This window comes from Deinococcus sp. JMULE3 (assembly GCF_013337115.1).
Classification (GTDB): Bacteria; Deinococcota; Deinococci; order Deinococcales; family Deinococcaceae; genus Deinococcus.
The window spans coordinates 148249-170845 of record NZ_SGWE01000002.1; the positions used below are offsets into that span (position 1 = coordinate 148249).

A 22597-nucleotide genomic window follows, 5' to 3' on the forward strand; every position below is an offset into this window, starting at 1 on the left:
CGTGGGGTTGCAGCGCGGCCTGGCCCCACCGCATCGGTGGGGCCACCCCTGAAGCGAAGGCATGCGGGAGGGGAAGAGGCACGGTCCTCTCCCCCACTCGCGGGTCAGTCGGCGGCGTTCTCCTGCGCGGGCCCCACCGCGTGCCGCTGCCGCTGCCCGCCCGGCAGGCTGAATTCCGGCATGGCCTTCCCGCCACCCCGAAACATGATCAGCGTCCGGTACTTGAACTCCCCGTTGGATTCCTCCACGAGGTGTTCCGGGTCGGTCTCCCGGGCCCCGCGGCTGTACTTCAGGGCCTGAGGTAATTTCATCTTCCTGGAGTCCACGGCTTCGAGCTCCCTGAGCTTGTAGAAGCTGCCGTCGTGAATCACGCCCCGGTCTCCATCCGGGCTCGTCCACGGGGTCGCGCCGATCAGCGACCAGTCGAACGTGTCGTGCTGCGCGTACGGCAACTGAAGGCCGCCGCACGGGATCTCCCCCTCGGGGCGGTACCCTCGCCGTCCGTACTCGCGTTGCAGGGCGCGCAGGTCCTGCGGGGTATTCGCGTACACGGTGATGCGGGTGCCGATGGCGTCGACCAGCACGAGGCTGCTGCGGTGCGGAATCTCGTTCATGGGGTGCTCCTGGAATGAGGACGAAACGGGCGTGATCGGCGTGCGACACGCGTGAACCCCTCTGCCCTGGCCTGCCCCACGGGCAGGCCACCCCTGACCACCGGGCCGAGCGTGACCACATGTGTGTGCACTCGTCACCCCTACGCACGGGACGCTCTGGTCATGTCCCTGCCCCCACACCCCCACGGTGGCGCGCCCGTTCCCGGCGTGTTCGCCCTCCTGCGCACCCACGACGCCCCCGGCGGCCCCGTCCACACCCCACTGCACGTCCTGCACTGCCCGGAAGAGAACGCCCTGCGGGTCGCGCATCTCCTGAACACGCAGGCCGGCCAGGTCCGGTACCACGTCCAGCCCCTGACGGCCCTGAATGAGCAGGATCTCGTCGAGGAGACCCTGCACGTCACCACCGTCCGCTTCACCCTGGCCACCGGCGGCGTCCGGTACAGCGTCAGTCAGACCCGCCACCTCAGTGTCCAGGCCTTCCACCCGCCCCTGGACACGCCCACCGCGCAGGGCGGCGGTTTCGCCCCGCACCTGACGGTGACCACTCGTGACCCCCAGTCGGGACTCCACCTCGCCCGTCAAGTGCAGGGCGTCCGCTTGTGCGGCGTTCACCCGGCCCTCGCAGCGTGGGTGCGCCACTGGACGGCGTGCGCCGTCACCGGGCGCATGGGGGCGTGGCCGCACGCCCAGTTCCCGGGCGTGCACGTCGTCTGGGCGCACCCCACCGGTATGTTTTTCGTCGTGAACGCGGACGGGCTCAGTGTGCCCGCCGCCTTCCTGCAGGAGCGCGCGGGTGAACTCGTCGGACCGGGCGTGGTCTTGCCCCTGGCGGCCCTGTTTGTGCAGAGTAGACCTATGACTCGTACTGGTGTGGCCTCGTGACGGCCGATCAGGAGACCTTCCTGATTGCCGCTGCGCTTCTCGTGAGTGTCCTGCTGGCCGTCCTGTTCCCCCTCCCGCTCCTGCACTGGGCGGTCCTGCTGGCCTGTGGGTTCGTCGTGGCGCTGGCCCTGCTGAACGTGTGGACGCTTGGTTTTGTTCGGCCCGGCGAGCGGGTCACAGCGGCCCTCGGACGCATGCCTGTGTACCTCACTGGCGGTGTGGCTGCCGCAGGCCTCGTCACGCTGCTCCTCTGATCTCGACTTCAGTCCACGGGGTGCCAGGGGTTCACCTGGCCAAGCGCGGTCTTCCGGTGAATGCGCGCGTCGATGTCTGACAGCTGCCGCAGCGTCTGGGCGTGCTCTGGCCAGATCTCGTCCAGGATGATCAGGAGTGCGCCCTCGGGAAGCGCGCGGCGCAGCGCCGTGAGCCAGTGATCGCTCGTGTGCATGGCCCGCCGCAGGCTCGGCGCGAGCGCCCGCAGGCGGCGCAATTGACGCAGCGCAGCGGGATAGGTCTCTGGGCAGTGGGACTTCATCGCGCGGCGGAACTGCTCACCGCGTACGGCGGCTGCCGCCTCCAGGGCCCCGAGTCGCTCTCGCAGGTCCTCATTCAGCCGGACTTGATGATCAGGGCGGCGGTCGCGCAGGACGCCAGTCCGGATCAGGTCACCCTCCAGCCCGGCGTCCATGAACAGAGGCAGGCGGGCACGCTGGCGGTCATTCCAGCGCTTGGCGTTGCGTTCGCTGGCCTGCTGGGGGGTGCGGGGCGTTCTCGGCATCCGTGAGACGTGGCCCCGGGGCGGGGCCAGGGCTTCACGCCACCTGGGCGTCCACGTGCTCGGGCGTCAGGGCGGTCCGCACATCCTGCGCCAGTTGCGCCGCTGGCAGCACCCAGCTCGCCCAGCGGTTGCGGTACTCGTGCGCCCAGCGGTCCTGCCCCGCGAGCGGTTCTAGGCGCCACATGACCGCCACGCCACTTGGACTGGCCTGCCGAGGGGCCCACAACCCACAGGCGGACACTTCGATGAACACGCCCGTGTCCGCACCGTCCGGCGCAAGGTGAGCGGTCATCTCACCACTCACGGCGACCCCACCCGGATTCCAGTGCACCTTTCCTGGCCAGCCCAGGTGCCGCTGCACGGCCTTCAGGTACCGCCGGGCATCCAGTTCGAACGCGCGCTTGCCTTCCGCGTTGTACCCGACGTATCCCTGGGCGTCCGGGTACTCGCCGAGCAGTCGTTCACCGCTCAGCGCGGTCTTCACTCGGGCCTGCCACTCTTCGCAGCGGGCCCGCCACGTCCCGTCGACGTGCAGACCGGCGGCGGGCGTGAGGTGCCGCGTGAATGTCCGGCTCGCGCGGGCAGCCGCGGGATTGCGGTCCTCTCCCTCCAGGGTCAACGCGGCATTCTCCCCACTCGGGAGGGGATGGTCGAGCAGGTGCACCGTGCCGATCAGGGCCGTCGTGAGTCCCGCCCGGCGGCACGCGGCATAGAGCGTGCGGCCCTCGCGTTCGAGGGCAACGATCTCGCTCCCGGTCGCCTGAGAGAGAGCCTGCGGCAGCCGTTCAGGGCACGCCGGGTCGAGAGTGATCAGCAGCTTTGCCATGACGGCTGCGTGGCCCCCGGAGTGGGGGCCAGGGTTGGTCAGGCGCGGAGCGCGCGGCGGGACTGCATCCAGTCGTGCGCGGCGCTCGCCACCCCGCAACTCGGGCACGTCCACGTCTCGTCCGGCGCCTCGAGGAGCGTGCATTCCACATGCTTCGCGCTGCACCCCGGGCAGGCCACGTGGTACGCACCCACGCTATCCAGCAGTCCGGGCAGTTCCACGCCCAGCACCTCTGCCAGAGCCTCCGGGGCGTACTGGAGAGCCAGCGCGAGACGTTCGAGCGTGGTGGAATCCTGAATGAGCGCACTCAGCTGCACGGTCGTCGAGCGGGGCTGAGATGCTGCTGTCGGGGGCTGGGTGACCTGCTGGTTGTCGTTGGCTTCGATCATGCGTGTCGCGTGGCCCCCGGGAGGGGGCCAGGACTGCAGGGTGCGTCAGCGAGGGGCGGGCGGCAGGATCAACGCCGGGAGTTCCTTCCCCACCGTCTCCGGGAAGGTCGACGGCAGGACCGGGGCCGCCACCGTGGCGTCAGGCGCCGTGAGCGTGATCAGGCCCACCCGGGCGTCCGTGCTGTACTCCACCCACACTGGCGGCTTCTGACCGTGCTGCACCCGCACCCGGTTCAGCCCTTCGGGTGTGAGCGTCCACGTGCTCAGTGTGAGTGGCCCCGCCCCCCGCACCCCATCAAGGGCCTCCAGGGTCGGCAGGAAGCGGGGATCCTTCGACGCGGCGCGCAGGGACGCCGCCACCTGCCGCGCCCGGACCGGGTGGGCGTGCACGTGATCGGCGAGCTGCGCGGCCGTCACCTCGTTCGTCGCGCGGCCGCGCCGGTGCTCCACGAGGCCGATCTCGATGGCGAACATGCGCAGGGTGGTGGGAGACAGGACCTTCAGGGCCTGCCGCAAATTGGTCTTGGTGGTGTGTTTCATAGAGGCGTGGGGGCCAGCAGCAGTTCCCGGGCCAGTGGGGTCTCCCAGAGGGTCAGGACCTCCTGGGCAGCCCGGGCGTCGCCCGTCCGGTTCCACCGGCGCAGCGCCGTCAGGAACGGCGTCAGGCGGGCGTCGTTCAGGGCATCCAGGGCGTCCAGGTGGAAGCAGGTCACCGCTGCTGGGGCCGCATGGTACAGCAGCCGCGCGTCCGACTCGGTGTCCGTCCCGAGGAGGAACCCGGTCGGCTCACCGTCCAGGTACGCGAAGACGCTCAGCCGGCCGATCACCATGGGTTCGCTTTCGAACGTGATCAGGTCCGGCCTGGGGCGCAGGCCGCCCGTCACAGGGGGACCTGCTCGAAGGTGAGGAGGTGCTCGGTGGGCAGGCGGTGCCGGAGGCCCAGTAGCGTCCCGTACCGGACGTCCCGGTACGCGCGTTCCAGTGCGCTGTGCCGGTGCACCCCCCGGAAGATCAGGCGGCCGTCCTCCAGTACCAGGAGCGTGCCCTCGTGCATCAGGTACGCCGGGGCCTCGGGGTGCTCCTGCACGCGACTCGCCAGGGACAGGGCTTCCACCTCGCCGGGCTCCACGCGTTTCAGATGGTCGCCGCAGTACCTGTCTGCGGCGCGGGCACGGGGCGCGTCCTCTGGCAGGATCGGCACGAGACCCTGCTGCTGCGCCGCGACGAGCAGGGCGCACACAGCCATGCAGCGCGTCGCGTCGTGGGCCGTAGGTGGGGTGCCCTGGGGCGTGAGCAGCAGACTCGCCAGGGCGGTCACGCGCGGCTCCCAGCGGAAGGGACGTTGGAGCGGGTGGGGTGCATGGAACCTCCGTACAGGGTGCGGCAGAGGGCGAGCGGGATCAGAACGGACAGGATCGCGGTGAGCATGCGGCTCACGTGGCCCCCGGGCAGGGGGCCAGGACTGGTTACGGGTGCCGGGGGCCCCGGCGGACCTTCACGGCGATGACTGCGGCCGTGAGGGTGCCGAGTGTGGCGAGCAGGCCGACGTACGCGAGGAACAGGGTGAGCAAATTCATGGGCACTCCAGGAGTCAGGCGAGGTCAAGGGCGAGTTCACGCCTCAGAGCGGCCGCGTCCCGCAGGAGGCTCGCGAGCTCCAGGCACAGGTCCGCCCGGCGGTCCAGACGCGTGAGGTCCGGCAGGGGGAGCCCGGACGCCTCGAGGCTCTCCGCGCGCAGCTCGCCCAGCTGCTGGACCGTGCGCTCGTCCGCGAGGGCCTGCTGGTCAAGTTGCTCGGCACTCAGGGGCTGCGGGGCGAGTGGGGTGGGCAGGGCGGCCCGTTCGGCCCGGGCGGCATGGAGGGTGTCCTCGTCGAGAACGTCCAGCAGGGAGATCAGGGCGACCAGATCACCCTCGCAGTGCGCGGCCAGGCGGTGCAGGACCGTCACGCGACCCGCTCCGGTGTGGCGGCCGCGACGGCCGTGATGGCGTCGGCGAGCAGTTGACGGTCGGCGGGCGTGACGTGCAGGGTGACGTCCCCACCGTGCACGCTCAGGGTCAGGCAGGCGGGGTGCAGGGTGACGCTCGCGGGGTCCAGGGGATCGCTGTGGTCCTTGAAGGTACCAACCGCGCCGTCGACCAGGCGGGCGGCGCACGTGGCAGCCCAGGTGGGATGGAAGCCGCCACTGCCCTGCGGCGCCTCGATCACGATGGCTTCCCCGTCGACGTCCTGCCGGTGGGCCACGTGGACGGTCAGGCCGGACGCGAGGGTAAGCGTGACCGTGTGAGTGGCCGCGGCCTGTGGGGCGGCGGGCTGAACGTTGCTGCCGGTCATGCGCGGACCTGGGTGAGGACGAGGCTCTGGGCGCGGGGTTTCTTCACGGCGAGGTTGGCGAGCGTATCCGCGTCCAGATCCCCGGCCGTGGCGAGACGATCGGCTTTCTTCCGGTCGATGGTGGCCACCTCCAGGGTCGCTGCATCCCCGAAGCATTCCCGGAAGCGGTCCAGGGGGTACTCGATGGTGGTCGAGGTGCGCAGTTCCGCCCGGTACAGGTCGGTCTGCACGGTCTCGCCGTCCAGCAGAGCGGCTTTGAGTTCCGCGCCGAGCTGGTCGCGTTCAGCTTCCAAGCCGAGGATGGTGTCGCGGAGGGTGGCGTAGCGGTCGAGCAGGTCGGTCAGGTGGGGGTTGGTCATGGTGTCGGACTCCTTAGGGGGTGAGGGGACGTGGTGGGCAGGCCAGCGAGGTGAAGTCATGGGGTCATCAAGTGCAGTCGGCTGCCGCGCAGGGCGAGAGCGCAGCGGGCTGCACTGAGGGAAGCGAGCAGGTCGTCCGGCGCGTGCTCGGGGTGAGTCCAGAGGTGCGCGGCGTAGGGCGGCACGCCGCGCACCCGGACGCGGACGCCGGGTGGGGCGCGGCCCGCGAGGTCGATCAGGATGCGCAGGGCCGCCAGGGGCCCGTGGGCGACCGCGCGCAGTCCACCGCCGCGGGCGGACGTGCCGTCCGGGTGGTGGCGCAGGCGGACGATCACCCCAGGGGTCGCTGGGGGAAGTGGGGGGAGGTGGACCCGGCGGGCGCGGCGGTGCGTGCGCATGTGCCCGGCGGTGTGGTGCGCGGGGTGGTGGGCGGCGTTCTCGCCCCTGGGAATCCACTGCACGTGCAGGGCGACGCCCCGTTCCGCGGCGAGCTGAAGGAGCTCCTGCGCGGGTTCGGTCAGGGGCGACTTGGACCGCGCGAGTCCCGTCAGGACGTGCGCGGTGGCCAGGCAATCGACATACAGGTGCAGGAGGCCGGGATCGGCGTGCTGGACCGCGAGGCGTGCGGCCTGCAGTTCCGCCTGCTGGGTGGTGTGCGCCCGCGCGCGGTGGTCGTGATGGTCACGCCGTTCACGACGGCCGCCAGGGCGTATACATCCTGAACGGCGAGGCTGGCGTCGGTGTACGCGATCTGGTGTGGCATAGGGTGCACGGTGCCGGACGTGGGGGTGACTGTCACGCGGCCTGCTCCGGCTGGACGGGGGCGGGCTCGGCGAGCCACGTGGCGGGGACGCGGAGCGTGTAGACCGCGAGGCGGAACTGCGCGCGGAACTCGTCACGTGGGAGGAAGCGGCTGCGGCCGTCCCGGCAGAGGATGTCCACGCCGGCCGTGGCGTGCGACAGGCGGTACTCGCAGATGGGCCAGCCGTCCTGGTCGTGCACGCTGACCCGCACGGGCCCACGCGTGAGACCGGCGAGGATTTCGTCGGGGGTGACGGCCGTGAGGACCTCGGGTTCTTTCGCGGCGTAGGCGCGCAGGGCCGTGACGGTGGCCTGGACGCGGCAGGGGTCGCCGGTGAGTTTCAGGGCGCGGCCCGCGGCGAGCAGACGCGCGAGGCGTTTCAGGCGCAGCTGCAGGGCGGGGCGGGCAAGAGCCACCTTGCGGAGGTCCGCGAGGGCCTGCTGAGGGGTGGGAGCGGGCTTGTGGGCGCCGGGGACGCTGATCGTCAGAGGAGTGAGCATGCGCCCGTCCTGGCCCACACCCCCGGTGTGGGCCAGATCTGCGTGTCCAGCCGATATCGTGGTCGGGTGCCACGCCCCCGCGAGTCGCAGCTGTACAGGTCATTCCGACACGTGCGGGAGGACGTCACGTACGTCGTGGAACTCCATCACGACGCGGAGGACCGCCGAACGGCTCACCTGGTGCCGGTGGACGAGGTGGGCGCGTGGGCGGAGGACGTCGTGTTCACGAGTCGACCGGTTCCGGGGCGTGAGCTTCGGGGGGTATCACCGCTGGATCGCGACCTGTTCGTGATCCGGTTGTTCGATGAGCCGGTCAGCCTGGGTGCGCACGGGGAGTGGTTCACCGACCAGGAACTCACTGACGGACCGTGGGTCACCCCCAGGACGCCGCGACTCCCGCCGAAGTGAAGGTCAGTTCAGCAGGCTGACCGCGAGGATGTGTTTGCACAGCTGCACGCCATCCGGGCAGTCGCAGATGAAGGCCTCGCCCTGGCGGGTGACGGTGCGTGCTTGACTCCCGCCGGTGACCGTCCAGCCGTGTGTCGTGGGGGTGACCGTCAAGAGGTGGGCGCGGGCGAGCCGGGCCGGGTCCGCGAGGACCGTCCGGGCGCGGGGCGCGGGGGTGGGTTCGCTCAGGATGAGCGGGCCGTACGCCTGGGCAGCCTGGGTCAGCCGTTCTGCGGTGCGGAGCGTGAATCCGGCAGCGGTGAGCTGCGCGGGGGGCGTGCGGGCGAGCGTGGGGAGATCCGGGACGCCGGCGGCGCTGAGTGCGCGGGCGGTGACCTGCCCGACCCCGCTGAGCAGCGCGAGGGTCGCGGCGCGGGGTGGAAGCTGCGCGGCGAGGCTCACGCGGGTGAGGTTCACGCTGATGCTGGGGGACAGGGCGTGCCAGGCGCTCACGATGCGGAGGGTTTCCTCGCGCAGGGCCGTCAGGGTTGGCTCGTGCAGGCCACTCAGCTCCGCGGCCCCGTCGTCCCCGTGGTGGGTGGTGGCGTGCAGGAGGGCCGCGCCGATCACCGCGTCCGGCGGGGCGGTGCCCGCGTCCAGCGTGCGGGACGGAACGCTCATCAGGGCGTCGACGAGGGTGGCGCGCGACTCGTCCCCGAGGCTGGGCAGGCGGACATGCGCGGCGGCGGCCAGCAGCACGTCCAGCACCGTCGGGTCCTGTGGGAGGGCGCGAACGGCCGCGACGACGGGCACAGGGAGCAGCGCCTGACTGGCCACGCGGCCCAGTGGCGTGACGCTGAGCACGCCCCCATGGTCGGCGAGGGCACCCTGCTGGAGGAGCGTCGCCACGGCGCGGGGGGCGTTCAGGGTGCCGGTGTGCGCCGCGAAGGTCTGCTGGGCCATGCGGGTCGCCTGTGCGCGGGTGCGGGCGTACCCGCCATCCACGCAGCCGAGCAGGAAACCCAGCAGGTGCTCGCCACGGGCCAGGGGACTGCTGAGCGGTTCGAAGCGGCCGCGTTCGTACTGGCCGGGCTGCTCCGCGCGGGTGCCGAGCACCGTGACGTGGGCGCGCGTGGCGCCGGGCCGTCCGGCGCGTCCGGCGCGCTGCCACGCGGCGTTCACGGTCAGTTCCTGCCGACCGTCGGGGCCGAACGTGGTGAGGTCGTACAGAACGACGTGCTCGGCGGGAAGGTTCACGCCGACTTCCAGGGTGGGCGTGGCGATCAGGACGCGGGTGTGGCCCGCCCGGAAGTTCGCCTCGACCTTGGCCCGGGTGTCGGGGGTGAGACCCGCATGGTGCGCGGCGCTGGCGTGCCCGGCCGTCTGGAGCTGCGCGGTGAGATCAGCGGCCCGCTGGCGGCCGTGCACGAACACCAGCGTGGACTCCCCGGGCGTGAGCACCCGCTGGAGGGCGGCGGGTTTGTCGGCGACTGCGCGGACGGTCTTGGCGGTCCAGGTGAGTGGCATCGGTCGGATGCCACCTCCAATGTGGAGGGCGCCCAGCCAGTCGGCGAGCACGCGGGGGTTCCCGCAGGTGGCCGTCAGGGCCAGGACGCGCAGGAGGGGGAGCGTGGCCCGCAGGCGCGTGAGGGCGGCGTCCAGGGCGGCGCCGCGTGCGGGGTCACTGATGGTGTGGATCTCGTCGGTGATCAGGAGGCCCACCCGCGCGAGCCAGGGGTGGTGGCGGCGCCAGCGGCGCGTCACGAGGTCCAGGCGTTCGGGCGTCATGATCAGGACCTGCGCGGCGCGGTACGGGGGGCTGGGCTGGTCGCGGGTGAACGCCTGCACGCGGCCGGGGAGGTCGGCCCAGGTGTGGGCGATCTCGTGCGCGAGGGCCTTGGTAGGCACAGTGACGATGACGCGTTCGCCGTGAGCGAGGGCGTGTCGGGCGGCCTCGCGGGCGAGATGGGTCTTGCCGCTGCCGGTGGGGCTCGTGATCAGGGCGCTGACGGGGAGCGTGGTCACGCCGCACGCCAGGGCGAGATCCGGGCCGGAGAGGCGCGGCGCGGTGCCGGTCACGCGCTCCTCCCGGGCGTGAGGGGTCGCCAGGCGGGGTGCAGGGCGAGGGGTACGTCCGCATGCAGCGCGGTCAGGAGATTCGTGACGGCGAGCCGCAGGCGTTCGTGCGGGGCGGCGTCCGGGATGACCTCGCCCGTCCAGGCGCGGCCATTGGCGGCCATGCGCTGGGGGCTGCTGGAGTCCACGGTGTTCGCGCCGGCCGTGAGGGCCACGTGGATGGAGTCGGGGTGCCCGAGGCCGAACACGTGCAGGGGCAGACCGGCGGGGAGCTGGGCACGGACGGTGCGGATTTCGTGCTGGAGGCGGTCCCGGTCAGCGCTGTGCGGGGCGAGGCCGCCGAGGGCGATGCCGTCCGGTCTCGCGGCAAGGATCCTGGTGAGGTCCTGGCCGGGCTGGACGCTGGCGTACAGGGTGCCGGGGCGGATCTGAGACAGGGCCCACAGGGCATTGCGTTCCCCGAGGTGCAGGCGGCGCGCGCGTTCGTCGCTGCTGGCGGTGCTGGGCACGGGGAAGTCGAGGGTGAAGCACACGGCAGCCCGCGCGGACCGCTGCAGGTCGTACACGTCCAGTGGGGTGAGGGGGGCCGCGCCGGGCACGTGCAGCGCTGCGAACGGTCCGGTGTCCACGACAGTTGCGTGGGCGTCCAGGGCCTGGTACCCGCCGCTGTCGATCATCAGGGGCAGGGCGGGCAGGGGTGCGCCGGGCGCGGCGCGGAGTTCGGCGGCGCTGATGAGCGCGGCGGGCGCGTAGCGCTCCACATACGGCGTGAGCAGGGCGTCGAGCGGAAAGCGGTGGGTCAGGACGGGAATGAAGCCGTGAAGAGTCATCAAGCGCAGGCTGGCCGGGGGGCAATCCCCCCGGCCAGCCCTGGTCAGTCCTGGGGTGTGGGCCGCTCCGGCTTCCAGCCTTCGCCGATGTGCCAGACCTCCGTTACCCGGGACCACCAGGGGGCGCTGGCCCGGTAGGTGGCCAGGGCGCGGGTCGGTGTCAGCGTGGACGCGAATTTCACGCTGCGGTACTGATCGGGTCCGTCGCCCGCCTCGCGGTAGACGATGGCCGTCTGGGCTCGCCGGTCAAAGGCCCGCGCCTCGCGACGCGCGTCGTCGATCTGGAGCAGGCGCTCGATGGCGGTCTCCTCGTCGAACGGCACGGTGAGTTCGGGCCTGCCGTTCCGAGCGGGGTAGGTGTGCGTGCCGAGCGTGGCGACCCACGCGCGGAAGGCGGTCCCGCCTTCACGCGTATCGAAGTGTGCGCAGTTGGGGCCGCCGGTGCCGCCGTTCTCGACGCTGCCGATCCGCTTGCCGTCCTTGTACAGCGTGCCAGTGAAGGCGACGCCGTCGCGGGTGGGGAGGTACTTCACGCCTTTGATGTCGTATCCATTGGGGTTGAACATGGGTTCTCCTGTGGGGGTTGAGTGGCGTCGGGGGGACGTCAGAACGTCAGCGTCCAGGTCCCATCGGGGTTGTGGGCGTACAGCTGCTCGCCGGTGAGCTGGGACGCGTGGCCCATCACGTCAGCGGTGAGCTGCTCGTCCCGGATGATTTCGGCCTGCTCCCGGTCGAAGTTGTGCCCGGCGAGGCGACGCATCAGCCGCCGCCCGACGCGTTCCGTGGGCAGCAGGGCGCGGATGGCGAGCCCGGAGCGTTCGTGCGTGAGGGCCCACCCGGCGTGATCGAGCATGCGGTGCAGCGCGGCGCCGGGCAGGTCAGCGAGGCGGACGCAGGGCACGGTCTGGGTCTGATCGCCCTGCACGGCGCGGACTTCCCCAGGGATGAACCGGGATGGACGTTGTGTGGTCTGGGCCATGCGTGCCCGTGGCCCCCGGGCGTGCCGGGGGCCATCACTTCTGGGCGGGGCGGGCAGCGCTACTTCCGGGTGGGACCGGGCGTCCGAGTGCCGCCCAGGCGTGGCTGGGCCGGTTGGATCGTCGTGGGGTCAGGGTGGGCGGCCAGCAGGTCCGCGATGGCCTGCGGGGCAGTGGCCGCGAGGACGGGGCGGTTCAGCGCTCGGCCCTGTGGGGTGGTCCACCAGGCCGCGAACACGAAGGTGAAGTCCGTGTTCTGCACGCGCAGTTCCACGGTGAGGTGATGGCCGGGCGTCAGGGGGACGTCGAGGCCTGGGGCGGGCGGCAGCAGGACGGGCTGTTGGGCCGCCAGGTGCGTCAGGGCGGCCTCGATGGTAGGCCCGTGGCCGGTCACCGAGGTGTCCTTCCCGGTCTGGAGCCGGGCGCAGCACGCGTCGTTGTCGGCGAGGAGGACGAGGCGCGAGGGGAAGTGTGGTTCGGTGACCGGCGGTGTGTCCATGGCCCGCAGGGTGACGTGCCTGGGGGTGACGGCGATCAGGTCAGGATCTGCCCGAGGGTCTGCCCCGCGTTCACGAGCACCTCGGCCGGGAACGTGCCCTGCGCCTGCGCCGTGTCCAGCAGTTCCTCGTAGCTCTTCCCCCAGTTCATGTACCGGTCCGTGCGGCTCGGCCCGGTGAACTCCGACTGGAAGAACACCTCCTCCCAGTCGGCTTGCGTGTCCGGGGTGCAGGCCTGCGGGTACGCGGTGGACCCCCGGCACACCTGGCCGCTGGGGAAGATGTTCCAGAACGGCGCGTGGCACACGGGCGTGTCCAGGGTGGGGCGCGTGTTCTCCCGGAGGGCGTACACGCTCAGGCTGCCCGGCCCGGCAATGAACACCAGCGGTGGGTGGGGCACGAGCTGCCCGGAGAAGCGGGCCACGCTGCCGGCCTGGGCGTACTTGGGGTTAAACAGGAGGGCTCGTTCCCCGACGGGGATCCACCAGGCGCACGCGGTGGGTGAGGTGGCCAGCGTGTTCTCCCGGGTGGGCGTGAGGGCCCGGCCGCCCAGAGTCACCAGGAGGTCACGGGCGTCCTCGTGGGTCAGCGCCTGCGCGGCGCCCAGCACGGCCCGGCCACCGCTGTCGTGCCGGATGCGGTGCTTGCGGGTGTACGCGCTGTTCAGGCCGTCCTGGCCGCCGGGCGCGTACAGGACCAGGGCGAGGACCGGTTCGTGCAGGGCGGGGGCAGCGCGCTGGGTGCGCGCGGTGGAGATGGTGATGGTGGCGCTCATGCGTGCGGGGTGGCCCCCAGCTGGGGGCCAGCGCTTCACGGGGTGGAGACTGCGGCGGGCGACCAGGGGTACAGGTGCTTGTGAATCACGCGCACCCGCCTGCTCGCCCTGAAGTCGGCGAGCACGTCGGTGATGTTGCCCGGGTGGGCGTGCGGGAAGGCCTGCTGCACGTCCACGGCGGTGACTCCTGGATTGGTGTGCACGTAGTCCTCGATCAGGGCGCCAAGCGTGCCCTGTTCGAGTGCGGGGGCGTCCGGCGCGTTCGGTGCCTGGTGCCGCTGGACGCGGAGGGTGCGCAGCGTCTCGTGATCCAGGTCATCCAGCAAGTCGATGAGGGCCCGGCGGGCCTGCCACGCCGGTTCAGCGGGGAAGTGAGTGCGGGCCATGTGGTCCAGAAGGCTGAGTTCGCTCATACGCGTCCGTGGCCCCCGGGCAGGGGGCCAGGGCTGCGTCACGAGGTGGCGCCGCGGGTGAGGGCGTCCCACATGGCGCGCGTGCGGGCCTGCACGTCCGCGACCGCGCGCAGGTACCTCAGCGCGGCCTCGTGTGAAGCCCAGTCGTGGACTTCGAGCATGGCCAGGGATTCGACGGGGCTCTCCGTGTGCGGCATGCCGAGCAGGTCGGTCACGTCCCGGTGGAATTCCAGCACGGGGTCCCGCTCCGGGGCGTCCTGGCAGATCACTACGTCGATCACCCCCGGGTGCAGGCCGTCCTCGGCCCAGGCGCGCGTGGTGCGCCACTCGAAGGGCAGCGTGGCGAGGTGTGCGAGCAGGTCCGCGGCCTCCGTCAGGCCTGGGACCACCCGGTGGGCGTGCAGTCGGGCCTGGAGGGAGCGGGCCACGTCGTCTGGCGCAGTCCACGTGTCCATGGGGTACGTGCGGCCCAGGTCGTAGGGCGTGGGTGCGCCCTGGCGCTGCAGCCAGCGGCACAGGTCCCGCGCGCGGGGTTCGCGGGTGCGTTCCTCGTGCTCGGCCTCACTGAGGGCTTCGAGGTGGTCATCCCACCACATCTCCCCGAACCGCAGGGCCTCCTCGCCCTGGACGGCGTCCTGACCGGTGAAGACGGGCTGGTACGGGGCGAGGGCTGCGCGCAGGGCGAACATCAGGGCGCCGAACAGGTATCGGTCCCGGGCGCGCAGATCCGCACGCAGGGCCCGCAGGTCCAGCACCCGGCCGGACTGGGGCAGGACCTCCATGCCGACGGTGGCGGTGTTGTGCTGCGAGTACCCGCACAGGAGGGTGACATCGAGGCGCACGTCCGGCGGGCTGAGCTCTACCCGCCAGGTCTCCACGTACGAGTTCAAGATGTACGACTCCGGTGTCTCACCCGGACGGGGGGCGCGGCGGGGGATGAGGCCCGCCTGCGTGAGGTGGAGGGCGAGGGTGCACGCGGCGTCCATGACGCCCTCCTCCACGGGGCGGATGACGTACCCGGTGGGGAGGCGGTGCGCGCGGGGCACGTTCAGGGGTGCCATGCGGGGGGTGGTCAGGGCAACAGGGGCGGTGGGGGCAAGCGCGGGTCGGATGGCGTCCGCTCTTGCGTCCGTGTGAGTTTGACCAGGGCGCGGGTGAGCGCCTCGGGGGCGCGCGTACGCTGGGCGAGCGTGCGGAGCGGGGGTTGTCGGGTGCGGTGCGAGTTGAGCCATGTGGTGAACTCCTCCTCGGAGATGGTCGGGATGGGCGTCATGCGGCGGGACGGCGGGGACGGCGTTCCCGGCGGGCTTTGAGTAGGGGCTTGGGGCGGCGGGCACGCGGCACGTCGGGCTGTCCCTCGGGCACGGGGAGCGCCACGACGCGCAGCGGCTCAGCGAGGTTGATGAACGCCCCGCACGTGGGGGTCTTCGCGTTCAGGAGGAGTTCCCCGAGGAGCTGCGCCGCCTGGAGGGCGACGGCCGGATTGATGAACAGGTGCTGACGGGTCAGGGCCTCCGCGGCCGAGCAGCTGGGGCGGTCATCATCCACGCCCGTGTGCATGGTGGGGTCGCGGTCCAGGACGTGCGGGAGGCGCGCCGGACTCTGACGGACCTGCCCGAGGATGACCTGCCCGGTGGCCGCGTCGTTCCCGCAGTCCAGCCAGTACTGCGGGGGCTGGGCGCGGAAGGTGGCGTGGATGGCCCGGCGGCTCTGGGCGCTGTCCACGCAGCTGATCACGACGTGCACGCTCTTGACGTCCCCGTCCTGGAGGGTACGGGGGTACGCGTCCCAGCACAGGCCCGCGTACAGGTTGCAGCGCTCGACGAGGACCACGGCCTTGTGGCGGCCGATGTCGGCGGGGGCGAAGTTCTGCCGGGTGAGGTTGGTTTCGCTGACCACGTCCGGATCGAAGGCCGTGACGTGCAGGCCGGCACCGCCGAGGGCGCGGATGGCCTGGTCGAGGCGGACGAGGTGGGTGAGCATGAGGCTGCCGGTGCCGCCGACGCCCACGAGGATGAGGCGGACGGGGTCCTTGGGGTCGAAGGTCAGGGTGTGCATGATGCCCGCGTGGCCCCCGTCAGGGGGCCAGGACTCTCGGGTGTCAGCTCAGGGCCTGGGCGAGGGTCAGTCCAGCGGGAATGAGGACCTGTTCGGGGAACGTCCCGGCGGCGAGGGCCGCGTCGAGGAGTTCCTCGTAGCTCTTGCCCCAGTTCATGTACCGGTCAGTGCGGCTGGGGCCGGTAAACACGGACTGGAAGAACGCGGTCTCCCAATCGTCCTGCGCGGCAGGGGTGCACGAGTCGGGGTAGCGGGTGGTGCCGCGGCACAGCTGCCCGCCGGGGAACATGTTCCAGTACGGGGCGTGCATCAGGGGCGTGTCGTCCGTGGGGAGCCCGTCCCCGGTGACGGCGTACACCTTGAGCGTACCGGGCGTGGCGACGAAGACCAGACCTGGGTGAGGGACCGGAATGCCGGACAGGCGCGCGACGCTCCTCGACTGGGCGTACTTTGCGTCGAAGAGCATGGGGCGTAGGCCGGGCGGCCGCCACCAGGCGACGCACTGGAGGCCGACCGCGAGGGTCGTGGGGCGGGTGCGCTGCAGGCCCTGACTAGCGAGGAGGCGCGTGAGGTCGTTGACGTCGGCCCGGGTGAGCGCCTGGGCGGGTCCGAGCGTGCACGCCCTCTCGTCCTGCCGCACGGCGTGCTTGCGCAGGAGGACCTGGCTGCCGTGCTGAGTGGCGCGCTCGTAGATCAGCAGAGCGAGGGTGGGCAGGAGGGGCTGGGGCATGAGCTCGGCGGGGCTGGGCGGGTACGTGACCTGGAAGGGCATGCGCGTGTCCTGGCCCACCGCTAGGGTGGGCCAGAACTCCCCGCTTCAGGACGAGGCGTCGAGCGTGGGCAGGGGTTCAGATGAAGAGTCATCCGCGATGTACAGGTGCAGGACATTCAGGGTGATCATCTCACTGCGACGAAGAATGAAGTGATCGCCCCTGATGTCGTAGTAGCGACTGTCAACCCCTGTGACCGGATCTGGATCGCCTGCTGGACTTTCGGCGCTCAGGGGTCGACGGAATGCCCGGCTCAGGACGATGTAGTCCAGATCGCCCGCCGGCGTGAGAAACCAGTCCTTCACGAGGCCTCGGACGAGCACCGGCTGATCTTTGATCTTCAGATCGACTACGGTCGTGATGTACACGTCCGGGAGCAGGTCGGGGCCGCCATTGGGGTTCGGCTGACGGTTGGCGTCTCTGGAGAGCAGGTCGTGCCAGTCGTTGATCAGCGGGAGCCGTCGGGCGAGGGTGCCGCGCCGCATGCTGTCATGCAGCCCCAGGCCGAGCAGGTAGGCGGCTGCACTGGTCCCGAAGAAGTACCCGATGTACACCCAGGGGCGCCCGCCGAGATCCTGAAGGATCGTCGTGAGCAACACGCTGTCCTTTCCGAATTGACCGAGGAGAAGGGGCAGGAGGACATCGAGTTTTGGGGCCACGCCCCAGTTGAATGTTGCCCAGCCGAAGAACAGGTGGATCAGCGCACTGAAGAAGGTGACGCTGCCCAGGTCAGCCGTCACGGTCTGGGCGGTGATGGGGCTGCGGCGGTAGGTGCCGCGCAACATGCCGTAGCGCAACAAAAACCCTGGTAGGAGTACCAGGGTGAGGAGCAGGACCGGGAAGGCGATGTTCATCTGCTGACGGTCGGGCGCGGTCTGTTGCGCTGCATGTTGCGGAGGCCGTCACGGGTGGCCACGACGACGCGCTTGCCGTTGACAACGGTCCGGACGAATCCCTCTTCGTTCGTCGCGGCGCGGTGCACGGCCGCCGTGCCTTCTCGGGTGGCCAGCAGGTCCTGCATGAGTTTGCTCAGTCGGTTGCGCATCGGTGGTCCTCCTTTGTCGCCCATGATGGCGTGAACGCACGTGCTGACACAAGTGCATGACATTCATTCTATGGGGCAGTCGCCCTCAGGATGAGCACGTGTTCTCCGCAGTCGTCAGGGCGTCGTGAATGCGGTTCAGGGCGTCGTCCACGCGCGGGGCGTGCGTGAGCAGGTCCGCGAGCCGCGCGCGGTCCGCGTCGCAGTCGTGCAGGATCAGGTGCAGGGCCGCGCCGGTCTCCCCGCCCTGCCAGTGCAGGTCCATCACCTCATCGAGCACGTCCACCATCGCGCTTGCCCCTTCCTTCAGAGGGCTGTATGCCCGACTGGGCAGGTGGTCGAGCAGACCGCTGCCGCGCTCCTCGACTGTCATGGTCGGCAGGGCGCCGTGCGCCTCGCGCAACTCCGGCAGGGCACTCAGGAGAGGCCGCAGGGCCGGGAAGTCCGGGATGAGGGGCCGCAGGCGCGCCACCGTCTCGTCGAGGCCCGGCACGTCCCGCAGGTACGGCCAGGGCATCTCGTCGCGCACCACCCAGGGGTGCGGGATGCCGCTGCGCCGCGCGAGGCGGATCACGTCCCGCTTCGTCAGGGCCTCCCAGTCCGGGTGCTCCTGGAGGAGGTCCTCGATGACGCGGTCCTCGTGGTGCCACTGCCCGGCCAGCTCATGCGCTTCACGCGGGCCGAACTGCGGGGTGAGGCGCGCGGAGTGCGTTTCGAGTGCGGCAAGGATCCCGGGGAGGACGTGTGGGTCACGCCGGGCGAGGGCCGCATGCAGGGAGGGCAGGTGCGTGAACCCGTTCGCGCTGGCTTCGACGGTGAGCGTGACCTGGTCCGTGCAGGCGTGCAGGGTCACCTCGGCGTCCTCCAGGGGTGTCAGCAGGTCGAGTTCTGCCTGAAGGGTCGGGGCGCTGCCCGGTTCATCCGGAAGGAGATCCCGAAACAGGGCGCGGAGCACGTCTGCTGGGTCCTGATGCAGAGCGAGCTGCACGCGGGCGTCCAGGCCACGCAGGTCTGCGTCGAGGATCAGGGGCGTCACGCCGTCCAGGCGGGGAACGGCCGGGATCAGGGCAGCAGGGGCGCGAGTGGGCTGCTGTGCGCGGGACTGGCGCCGCTCTGCCTCAGGGTGACGGTCAGGCGTTTCAGGTCGGGGGATTGCAGGTCGGCCGCTTTGGGCGCGGGAATGACGTGCGTTCCGGTAGGCAGCAGGGCGCGCAGGGTCGGGGTGAAGTCGGGGCATATGGGCTCCTCCATGCGCGCGCGGTGGCCCACCCGAAGGTGGGCCAGCCCTTCACGCGAGGTCTGCCAGGGTCTTCCCGGCGTCCAGCAGCGCGCTGTCCGGGAAGGCTCCCTGGGCCCTGGCCTCGTCGAGCAGTTCCTCGTAGCTCTTGCTCCAATTCATGTACCGGTCGGTGCGGCTGGGCCCGGTGAACACCGACTGGAAGAACGCCGTTTCCCACGCGTCCTGCGTGTCTGGCGTGCAGGCCTCCGGGTAGCGGGTGGTGCCACGGCACACCTGGGCGGAACTGAACATGTTCCAGTACGGCGCGTGGCACAGGGCCGTGGCCGGGGTGGGGCGCTGGTCGCCGCGTACGGCGTACACGGTCAGCGTGCCGGGCGAGGCGATGAACACCAGGCCGGGGTGCGGGACGGGCTGGCCGCTGAGGCGCGCGACGGAGCGGGCCGCGTCGTACTTCGCATCGAACAGCAGGGGCCGCGTGTGGGGCGGCGCCCACCAGCACACGCAGTGCACGCCGGTCGCCAGGGTCGTCGGCACCGTGAACGTCAACCCCGTCCCGGCGGTGAAGTCCACGAGGCGCTGGTGATCCTCGCTACTGAGGAGTTGGCCCGGCCCGAGCACGTAGCCCTGCGGGGTGTCGTGCACGGGATGCTTGAGGATCGCGGCGCGTTGGTGGCCGCCGTACAGCAGCAGGGCCATCTCCGGGGCGAGGGGGGTGGGGGTGCGCCGCTCCGGGGCTGGGGTGAGGAACACGTTGACCATGTCCTTCCGGTGGCCCACCCCGGGGTGGGCCACGCCTGTCAGGTCCGCTTTGGGGCGGGGAGGCTGCGGTTGGCAAGATCGAGCACGCCGACGCACTTCGCGGACAGCTCGGCGATCCTGGGCGCGTGCTGGAGGTACGCCGCGAGCCGGTCGTGTCCCTCGCCATTCCGGCCGACCTGCACGCACCACTGCGGGCTCACGTTCCCGCACTCCCAGTGGTTCTGAAGGAACTCGTTCACGGTGTCCAGGCTCAGGTCATCGTCCCCACCCGTGATGGTCAGGAACGTGTGCGGGATCGGGTCATGGAAGAGATCGCTCCACTCGTCGTCGGTGGGGTGGAGGAATGCGTCGTCCGCGGCGCGCAACTCTGGCAGGAGGGTCAGGAGTGGACCGAGGGCGGGCACGCGGGGCAGCACCTGCTCCAGGCGTGTCAGGGTGTCCTCCAGGCTCAGCAGATCCCGGAAGTAAGGCCAGGGCAGCGCGTCCTGCACCTGTTGCCCGTGTGGAATGCCCAGTCGCCGCGCGGCCCGAACGGCGTCCCGTTCCGTGAGGACCAGATCCGGCCGTTCGAAGCGCTCTGGCAGCGTGTACTCCGCCAGGGCGTCCGTGTTGAAGTGCTGCTGGCAGATGAGCGACGCTCCATGCGGGCCCACGATAGGCGTGACGCGACTTGACCCGACTTCCAGTGCAAAGAGAATGCCCGGCAGCAGGTGCCGGTCCACGGGCCACAGGGCGGCGTGCAGGCGGTGGAGGTCAATCGTGCACGACACGTCCGTCTCCCCCCGGAAGTGCAGGTGGCCACGTTCGTTCTGCACGCTGAGCGTCCAGCCGTCGGTGCGCAGGGCGGCCGTCAGGGCGCGCTGGAGGCGCTGGTCGAGCGTCCCGTCCGGGCCGGGGTCCGGGAGAACGGTGCCCAGCAGGGGCGTCACGAGCGGGATGGGGTCGTTGCGCAGACCTTCTTCGTACATCCGCTCGGCGGCGTCCATGTCCGCTTGAAGTACAAGGGGCCGCACGCCGGCCAGGGAGGGCACGGCGCGCGGCAGGACTGGACTCGGCTGGTCGGCTACGGCAGGAGGGGCACCTGGGCGGGTCTCGGCTCGGGCGCGCCCCGCGTGGTCTTCAGGGCGCGGCGCAGCGTGTCGAGCGCCCCGGACGGCCCCTGCCTTGGCACGTCCAGCACGAGCGGCGTGCGGGGCGGGCACGGGTCAGCCTTTCCGGCCATAGTTCTTGATGAACGTGATGGTGATCGTCCCAGCTTTCAGGTCCGTGACGGGGCTGCCGATCCCGGCGGTGGTGAGTTCCGGGTGCGTGGGGGCGTAGAACTGCTTGACCTGCTCGGGCGTCATCTTCGGGTTGGGGTCCGCGAGGGTGTGCCCGTCAAACTCGAACTTACGGGTGAGATCCTGGGGTTGACCGCTGGCTGTGGGATTCGTCATGCGCTTCGCGTGGCCCCCGGGAGGGGGCCAGCACTGTCACTCGGAGGCCATGTGGAACACGACGGGGAACCCGTCCTGCTGCGCGGCGTCCATCAGCGCATCCATCCAGTGCAGGATGCCGTCGAGCGACTCCGCCTGATCGAGGGCGAGGTCGGCGGCGGAGTCGCACTCGTGCGCGGCCAGGAGCGCCCTCGCGGAGCGGATGCTGGCGACCTCGTTCGCCAGGACCTTTTTCTGTTCGGCGAGGGCGGCCCAATCGGTACGGGTCAGGGCGGCGTGCAGGTGGGGCAGGCTCATGCAGACGACATGGCCCCCAGAGGGGGCCAGTGCTGTCAGAAGAGGCGTTGCTCTTCCTTGAGGGTCATCTCGATGACCTGGGGTTTCCCGGCCTTCACGCTGATCGTCTGATTCGCCGTGGCGTGATCCGCCGCCTGCGCGTTCACGACCCACGTGCCGGGCGCGAGTAGGATCTCGATGCCGTGATGCAGGGCGATGACCGTGTCGCCCTTGGTGACTTCGAGCGCGGCACTCTGCGGGGTGACGTTCACGGTGACGCGCGCGCCCTGCTGCTCGGTGAAGTCGTGCTCCTTGTTCGCGTGCGTGGCGACCGTCTTCTTCACCTCCCCGAACGCGGGGTGCGTGGCGACGATCTCCAGGGTGCCCTGCGGCACGTCGTTCTTCCCGACCACCAGGGGGACGTCCTTGCCGCCGAGGGTACCTTTCAGGGTGGTGCCCTCGGCAGCTTTCAGCGTCAGGACGCTCGTTTTCGCCTTGGCGGGGGTGGGGGCGGGCTTGTCGGCCGCCTTCTTGTTCGCGGCCTGCTGACGCTGCGCGGCCTGCTGGGCGACGCTGAAGGCATCCCGGCGCGCCCCGGCGTAGCCCTGCATGGCGGTCACGAGGTTCGCGTCCATCCAGTCGGGCGTCTCGGTCAGCATGAACGGCACAGGGGCCGCCTCGCCGGGGTGCGGTTTGGGGAAGATGCCGATGGTGACGTCTCCCCCGACCCGCAGCAGCTGGAAGGTGAGTTCACCGCCGTCGGCAAGCAGCCCGGCGAGCTGCGCGATCAGGCCGCTGTGGACCGGGGCGGCGAGCGTGGCGATGGGCGCGGGGGCGTCCTGCGCGTCGCGGCCAGGTTCGGGTTCGGCGGCGCCTTCCTCGGGGGTGGAGGCCTCGGGCGCGGGGGTCGCGTTGGGCTGCACCTCGGGGTCCGGGACGGGTTCCGCAGCGGGCGTGGGCTGCTGCGGCTCGGGCTCTGGGGTGGGCTCGGGCTGCGGGGCGCTCAGGACAGGCTGGGTGACCGGGGCGGGCTGGGACGCCTCCCACGGGTCCGCTTCAGGCGCGGCGAACAGGCCCTCGATGTCCGCGAGGAAGGCCAGGTAGTGCATGCGGCTGGCGTCCTTGTCCGGGTGCTGGCGGCTGACGAGGCGGAAGTCGTCCTCCAGGGCGGTGCCCTTGACGGATTCCCAGAGTTGGGCGGCGCGGGCCTTGTCGTCGGGGAGGATCGGGGCGTGCTGGGCGGTGGGGGCCAGAGCGGGTTGTGTATAGGTCATGACGGCGACCTGGCCCACCCGGCTCCCGGGTGGGCCACTGCTGTCAGGCGGGATCGAAGTCCACTCGCGTGAGCGGCCGTGAGATGCCGTCCACGGACACGATGAACTCCGCCGGGGTGCCGAATTCGGGTTGCGCGGCGTACATGTACTGCAGGTGACCGGATCGTCCGCGACACTCCGGGATGCGGCACTGCTGACCCACGGTCACGGTGTCGCCCGCGTTCAGGCCATCCAGGGTGGTGAGTCGCTGCATCAGCTGGACCTCGTGCGTGTGGGCATGACGGCGACCTGGCCCACCCG

At 71.0% G+C, this 22597-nt stretch carries 37 protein-coding genes; 4 read left to right on the plus strand and 33 right to left on the minus strand.

Annotation, left to right across the window (positions count from 1 at the left end; translation table 11 throughout):
* Positions 1 to 104 precede the first annotated feature (104 nt).
* Positions 105 to 614, minus strand: coding sequence for a single-stranded DNA-binding protein (locus EXW95_RS02065; protein WP_078305673.1), 510 nt, complete (start codon positions 612 to 614; stop codon positions 105 to 107).
* Between the two features lie 162 nt (positions 615 to 776).
* On the opposite strand from EXW95_RS02065, the gene EXW95_RS02070 reads away from it, so the two are divergent.
* Both EXW95_RS02070 and EXW95_RS02075 read left to right on the plus strand, forming a co-directional pair.
* Positions 777 to 1499 carry a hypothetical protein gene (locus EXW95_RS02070; protein WP_144012353.1) on the plus strand — a complete coding sequence of 241 codons (723 nt, stop codon included), beginning with the start codon at positions 777 to 779 and terminating at the stop codon, positions 1497 to 1499.
* The gene (locus EXW95_RS02075; RefSeq protein WP_078305675.1) at positions 1496 to 1753 is read left to right on the plus strand and encodes a hypothetical protein; all 258 of its coding nucleotides are present in this window, start codon (positions 1496 to 1498) and stop codon (positions 1751 to 1753) included. The genes EXW95_RS02070 and EXW95_RS02075 overlap by 4 nt, the downstream gene beginning before the upstream one ends.
* Before the next feature lie 8 nt (positions 1754 to 1761).
* Here EXW95_RS02075 and EXW95_RS02080 read toward each other — a convergent pair whose 3' ends face one another.
* The 10 genes from EXW95_RS02080 to EXW95_RS02125 all read right to left on the minus strand — a co-directional run bounded on the left by EXW95_RS02080 (position 1762) and on the right by EXW95_RS02125 (position 6646).
* Positions 1762 to 2277, minus strand: coding sequence for a hypothetical protein (locus tag EXW95_RS02080; protein WP_078305676.1), 516 nt, complete (start codon positions 2275 to 2277; stop codon positions 1762 to 1764).
* Between the two features lie 34 nt (positions 2278 to 2311).
* Positions 2312 to 3103 (minus strand): hypothetical protein, encoded by a 792-nt coding sequence (locus EXW95_RS02085; protein ID WP_174366056.1) that lies wholly within the window; start codon positions 3101 to 3103, stop codon positions 2312 to 2314.
* Positions 3104 to 3141: 38 nt separating this feature from the next.
* Positions 3142 to 3492: a hypothetical protein gene (locus tag EXW95_RS02090; protein ID WP_078305678.1), complete on the minus strand. Its 351-nt coding sequence runs from the start codon at positions 3490 to 3492 to the stop codon at positions 3142 to 3144.
* A gap of 45 nt (positions 3493 to 3537) precedes the next feature.
* Complete coding sequence (locus EXW95_RS02095) at positions 3538 to 4032, minus strand: hypothetical protein (RefSeq protein ID WP_078305679.1); 495 nt, start codon at positions 4030 to 4032, stop codon at positions 3538 to 3540.
* Positions 4029 to 4376: a hypothetical protein gene (locus EXW95_RS02100; RefSeq protein WP_078305680.1), complete on the minus strand. Its 348-nt coding sequence runs from the start codon at positions 4374 to 4376 to the stop codon at positions 4029 to 4031. The genes EXW95_RS02095 and EXW95_RS02100 overlap by 4 nt, the downstream gene beginning before the upstream one ends.
* Positions 4373 to 4810, minus strand: a complete 438-nt coding sequence (locus EXW95_RS02105) for a hypothetical protein (RefSeq protein WP_078305681.1) — start codon at positions 4808 to 4810, stop codon at positions 4373 to 4375. The genes EXW95_RS02100 and EXW95_RS02105 overlap by 4 nt, the downstream gene beginning before the upstream one ends.
* A gap of 273 nt (positions 4811 to 5083) precedes the next feature.
* Positions 5084 to 5440 (minus strand): hypothetical protein, encoded by a 357-nt coding sequence (locus tag EXW95_RS02110; RefSeq protein ID WP_078305682.1) that lies wholly within the window; start codon positions 5438 to 5440, stop codon positions 5084 to 5086.
* Positions 5437 to 5826, minus strand: coding sequence for a hypothetical protein (locus EXW95_RS02115; protein WP_078305683.1), 390 nt, complete (start codon positions 5824 to 5826; stop codon positions 5437 to 5439). Before EXW95_RS02115 ends, EXW95_RS02110 begins: the two co-directional genes overlap by 4 nt.
* The gene (locus EXW95_RS02120) at positions 5823 to 6185 is read right to left on the minus strand and encodes a hypothetical protein (protein WP_078305775.1); all 363 of its coding nucleotides are present in this window, start codon (positions 6183 to 6185) and stop codon (positions 5823 to 5825) included. Before EXW95_RS02120 ends, EXW95_RS02115 begins: the two co-directional genes overlap by 4 nt.
* A 56-nt stretch (positions 6186 to 6241) precedes the next feature.
* Positions 6242 to 6646: a hypothetical protein gene (locus EXW95_RS02125; protein ID WP_174366057.1), complete on the minus strand. Its 405-nt coding sequence runs from the start codon at positions 6644 to 6646 to the stop codon at positions 6242 to 6244.
* On the opposite strand from EXW95_RS02125, the gene EXW95_RS02130 reads away from it, so the two are divergent.
* A complete protein-coding gene (locus tag EXW95_RS02130; protein WP_174366058.1) occupies positions 6647 to 6907 on the plus strand; it encodes a hypothetical protein in 261 nt (86 codons plus the stop codon).
* Between the two features lie 73 nt (positions 6908 to 6980).
* Here the strand turns inward: EXW95_RS02130 and EXW95_RS02135 are convergent, their stop codons facing one another.
* Positions 6981 to 7487 carry a hypothetical protein gene (locus EXW95_RS02135; RefSeq protein ID WP_078305684.1) on the minus strand — a complete coding sequence of 169 codons (507 nt, stop codon included), beginning with the start codon at positions 7485 to 7487 and terminating at the stop codon, positions 6981 to 6983.
* Between the two features lie 66 nt (positions 7488 to 7553).
* On the opposite strand from EXW95_RS02135, the gene EXW95_RS02140 reads away from it, so the two are divergent.
* Positions 7554 to 7895 carry a hypothetical protein gene (locus EXW95_RS02140; RefSeq protein ID WP_174366059.1) on the plus strand — a complete coding sequence of 114 codons (342 nt, stop codon included), beginning with the start codon at positions 7554 to 7556 and terminating at the stop codon, positions 7893 to 7895.
* Between the two features lie 3 nt (positions 7896 to 7898).
* Here EXW95_RS02140 and EXW95_RS02145 read toward each other — a convergent pair whose 3' ends face one another.
* From EXW95_RS02145 to EXW95_RS02245, 21 genes are all read right to left on the minus strand, one after another.
* Positions 7899 to 9953, minus strand: a complete 2055-nt coding sequence (locus tag EXW95_RS02145; RefSeq protein ID WP_078305686.1) for a DEAD/DEAH box helicase — start codon at positions 9951 to 9953, stop codon at positions 7899 to 7901.
* The gene (locus EXW95_RS02150) at positions 9950 to 10780 is read right to left on the minus strand and encodes a tRNA-guanine transglycosylase (RefSeq protein WP_078305687.1); all 831 of its coding nucleotides are present in this window, start codon (positions 10778 to 10780) and stop codon (positions 9950 to 9952) included. Before EXW95_RS02150 ends, EXW95_RS02145 begins: the two co-directional genes overlap by 4 nt.
* Positions 10781 to 10824: 44 nt before the next feature.
* Entirely contained in the window at positions 10825 to 11346 is a 522-nt protein-coding gene (locus EXW95_RS02155; RefSeq protein WP_078305688.1) for a hypothetical protein, read from the minus strand.
* 38 nt (positions 11347 to 11384) lie between these two features.
* Entirely contained in the window at positions 11385 to 11759 is a 375-nt protein-coding gene (locus EXW95_RS02160) for a hypothetical protein (RefSeq protein WP_174366060.1), read from the minus strand.
* 59 nt (positions 11760 to 11818) lie between these two features.
* On the minus strand, positions 11819 to 12256 hold the full coding sequence (locus EXW95_RS02165) for a hypothetical protein (RefSeq protein ID WP_078305690.1): 438 nt from the start codon (positions 12254 to 12256) through the stop codon (positions 11819 to 11821).
* A gap of 35 nt (positions 12257 to 12291) precedes the next feature.
* Positions 12292 to 13029, minus strand: a complete 738-nt coding sequence (locus tag EXW95_RS02170; RefSeq protein ID WP_078305691.1) for a PRTRC system protein B — start codon at positions 13027 to 13029, stop codon at positions 12292 to 12294.
* Positions 13030 to 13064: 35 nt separating this feature from the next.
* The gene (locus EXW95_RS02175; RefSeq protein ID WP_078305692.1) at positions 13065 to 13442 is read right to left on the minus strand and encodes a hypothetical protein; all 378 of its coding nucleotides are present in this window, start codon (positions 13440 to 13442) and stop codon (positions 13065 to 13067) included.
* Between the two features lie 38 nt (positions 13443 to 13480).
* Complete coding sequence (locus EXW95_RS02180) at positions 13481 to 14503, minus strand: hypothetical protein (protein WP_078305693.1); 1023 nt, start codon at positions 14501 to 14503, stop codon at positions 13481 to 13483.
* Between the two features lie 208 nt (positions 14504 to 14711).
* The gene (locus EXW95_RS02185) at positions 14712 to 15500 is read right to left on the minus strand and encodes a PRTRC system ThiF family protein (protein ID WP_078305694.1); all 789 of its coding nucleotides are present in this window, start codon (positions 15498 to 15500) and stop codon (positions 14712 to 14714) included.
* 43 nt (positions 15501 to 15543) lie between these two features.
* Positions 15544 to 16272, minus strand: a complete 729-nt coding sequence (locus tag EXW95_RS02190; protein ID WP_078305776.1) for a PRTRC system protein B — start codon at positions 16270 to 16272, stop codon at positions 15544 to 15546.
* Between the two features lie 45 nt (positions 16273 to 16317).
* Positions 16318 to 17124, minus strand: coding sequence for a hypothetical protein (locus EXW95_RS02195; protein WP_078305695.1), 807 nt, complete (start codon positions 17122 to 17124; stop codon positions 16318 to 16320).
* Positions 17121 to 17315, minus strand: a complete 195-nt coding sequence (locus EXW95_RS02200) for a hypothetical protein (protein ID WP_055364133.1) — start codon at positions 17313 to 17315, stop codon at positions 17121 to 17123. Before EXW95_RS02200 ends, EXW95_RS02195 begins: the two co-directional genes overlap by 4 nt.
* 85 nt (positions 17316 to 17400) lie before the next feature.
* Positions 17401 to 18348 carry a hypothetical protein gene (locus EXW95_RS02205; RefSeq protein WP_078305696.1) on the minus strand — a complete coding sequence of 316 codons (948 nt, stop codon included), beginning with the start codon at positions 18346 to 18348 and terminating at the stop codon, positions 17401 to 17403.
* A 26-nt stretch (positions 18349 to 18374) separates the two neighbouring features.
* Entirely contained in the window at positions 18375 to 18563 is a 189-nt protein-coding gene (locus EXW95_RS02210) for a hypothetical protein (protein WP_144012358.1), read from the minus strand.
* 37 nt (positions 18564 to 18600) lie between these two features.
* The gene (locus EXW95_RS02215) at positions 18601 to 19311 is read right to left on the minus strand and encodes a PRTRC system protein B (protein WP_144012359.1); all 711 of its coding nucleotides are present in this window, start codon (positions 19309 to 19311) and stop codon (positions 18601 to 18603) included.
* Between the two features lie 38 nt (positions 19312 to 19349).
* Positions 19350 to 20297 carry a hypothetical protein gene (locus tag EXW95_RS02220; protein WP_078305698.1) on the minus strand — a complete coding sequence of 316 codons (948 nt, stop codon included), beginning with the start codon at positions 20295 to 20297 and terminating at the stop codon, positions 19350 to 19352.
* 77 nt (positions 20298 to 20374) lie between these two features.
* Positions 20375 to 20533 carry a hypothetical protein gene (locus EXW95_RS02225; RefSeq protein WP_158235747.1) on the minus strand — a complete coding sequence of 53 codons (159 nt, stop codon included), beginning with the start codon at positions 20531 to 20533 and terminating at the stop codon, positions 20375 to 20377.
* On the minus strand, positions 20517 to 20747 hold the full coding sequence (locus EXW95_RS02230) for a PRTRC system protein C (protein ID WP_055364137.1): 231 nt from the start codon (positions 20745 to 20747) through the stop codon (positions 20517 to 20519). The genes EXW95_RS02225 and EXW95_RS02230 overlap by 17 nt, the downstream gene beginning before the upstream one ends.
* 36 nt (positions 20748 to 20783) lie before the next feature.
* Positions 20784 to 21044, minus strand: a complete 261-nt coding sequence (locus EXW95_RS02235) for a hypothetical protein (RefSeq protein ID WP_078305699.1) — start codon at positions 21042 to 21044, stop codon at positions 20784 to 20786.
* 35 nt (positions 21045 to 21079) lie between these two features.
* Positions 21080 to 22297 (minus strand): hypothetical protein, encoded by a 1218-nt coding sequence (locus EXW95_RS02240; protein ID WP_144012360.1) that lies wholly within the window; start codon positions 22295 to 22297, stop codon positions 21080 to 21082.
* Between the two features lie 43 nt (positions 22298 to 22340).
* A partial coding sequence (locus EXW95_RS02245; protein ID WP_217449153.1) for a hypothetical protein occupies positions 22341 to 22597 on the minus strand: 257 nt, incomplete at its 5' end.

Bases quoted from the DNA above. Each gene is read 5' to 3' on its own strand.
- EXW95_RS02065 (WP_078305673.1), bottom strand. From the start codon at position 614: ATGAACGAGATTCCGCACCGCAGCAGCCTCGTGCTGGTCGACGCCATC.
- EXW95_RS02070 (WP_144012353.1), top strand. From the start codon at position 777: ATGTCCCTGCCCCCACACCCCCACGGTGGCGCGCCCGTTCCCGGCGTG.
- EXW95_RS02080 (WP_078305676.1), bottom strand. From the start codon at position 2,277: ATGCCGAGAACGCCCCGCACCCCCCAGCAGGCCAGCGAACGCAACGCC.
- EXW95_RS02085 (WP_174366056.1), bottom strand. From the start codon at position 3,103: ATGGCAAAGCTGCTGATCACTCTCGACCCGGCGTGCCCTGAACGGCTG.
- EXW95_RS02090 (WP_078305678.1), bottom strand. From the start codon at position 3,492: ATGATCGAAGCCAACGACAACCAGCAGGTCACCCAGCCCCCGACAGCA.
- EXW95_RS02095 (WP_078305679.1), bottom strand. From the start codon at position 4,032: ATGAAACACACCACCAAGACCAATTTGCGGCAGGCCCTGAAGGTCCTG.
- EXW95_RS02115 (WP_078305683.1), bottom strand. From the start codon at position 5,826: ATGACCGGCAGCAACGTTCAGCCCGCCGCCCCACAGGCCGCGGCCACT.
- EXW95_RS02120 (WP_078305775.1), bottom strand. From the start codon at position 6,185: ATGACCAACCCCCACCTGACCGACCTGCTCGACCGCTACGCCACCCTC.
- EXW95_RS02135 (WP_078305684.1), bottom strand. From the start codon at position 7,487: ATGCTCACTCCTCTGACGATCAGCGTCCCCGGCGCCCACAAGCCCGCT.
- EXW95_RS02150 (WP_078305687.1), bottom strand. From the start codon at position 10,780: ATGACTCTTCACGGCTTCATTCCCGTCCTGACCCACCGCTTTCCGCTC.
- EXW95_RS02155 (WP_078305688.1), bottom strand. From the start codon at position 11,346: ATGTTCAACCCCAATGGATACGACATCAAAGGCGTGAAGTACCTCCCC.
- EXW95_RS02160 (WP_174366060.1), bottom strand. From the start codon at position 11,759: ATGGCCCAGACCACACAACGTCCATCCCGGTTCATCCCTGGGGAAGTC.
- EXW95_RS02165 (WP_078305690.1), bottom strand. From the start codon at position 12,256: ATGGACACACCGCCGGTCACCGAACCACACTTCCCCTCGCGCCTCGTC.
- EXW95_RS02170 (WP_078305691.1), bottom strand. From the start codon at position 13,029: ATGAGCGCCACCATCACCATCTCCACCGCGCGCACCCAGCGCGCTGCC.
- EXW95_RS02175 (WP_078305692.1), bottom strand. From the start codon at position 13,442: ATGAGCGAACTCAGCCTTCTGGACCACATGGCCCGCACTCACTTCCCC.
- EXW95_RS02180 (WP_078305693.1), bottom strand. From the start codon at position 14,503: ATGGCACCCCTGAACGTGCCCCGCGCGCACCGCCTCCCCACCGGGTAC.
- EXW95_RS02185 (WP_078305694.1), bottom strand. From the start codon at position 15,500: ATGCACACCCTGACCTTCGACCCCAAGGACCCCGTCCGCCTCATCCTC.
- EXW95_RS02190 (WP_078305776.1), bottom strand. From the start codon at position 16,272: ATGCCCTTCCAGGTCACGTACCCGCCCAGCCCCGCCGAGCTCATGCCC.
- EXW95_RS02195 (WP_078305695.1), bottom strand. From the start codon at position 17,124: ATGAACATCGCCTTCCCGGTCCTGCTCCTCACCCTGGTACTCCTACCA.
- EXW95_RS02200 (WP_055364133.1), bottom strand. From the start codon at position 17,315: ATGCGCAACCGACTGAGCAAACTCATGCAGGACCTGCTGGCCACCCGA.
- EXW95_RS02210 (WP_144012358.1), bottom strand. From the start codon at position 18,563: ATGGAGGAGCCCATATGCCCCGACTTCACCCCGACCCTGCGCGCCCTG.
- EXW95_RS02215 (WP_144012359.1), bottom strand. From the start codon at position 19,311: ATGGTCAACGTGTTCCTCACCCCAGCCCCGGAGCGGCGCACCCCCACC.
- EXW95_RS02220 (WP_078305698.1), bottom strand. From the start codon at position 20,297: ATGGACGCCGCCGAGCGGATGTACGAAGAAGGTCTGCGCAACGACCCC.
- EXW95_RS02225 (WP_158235747.1), bottom strand. From the start codon at position 20,533: ATGGCCGGAAAGGCTGACCCGTGCCCGCCCCGCACGCCGCTCGTGCTG.
- EXW95_RS02230 (WP_055364137.1), bottom strand. From the start codon at position 20,747: ATGACGAATCCCACAGCCAGCGGTCAACCCCAGGATCTCACCCGTAAG.
- EXW95_RS02235 (WP_078305699.1), bottom strand. From the start codon at position 21,044: ATGAGCCTGCCCCACCTGCACGCCGCCCTGACCCGTACCGATTGGGCC.
- EXW95_RS02240 (WP_144012360.1), bottom strand. From the start codon at position 22,297: ATGACCTATACACAACCCGCTCTGGCCCCCACCGCCCAGCACGCCCCG.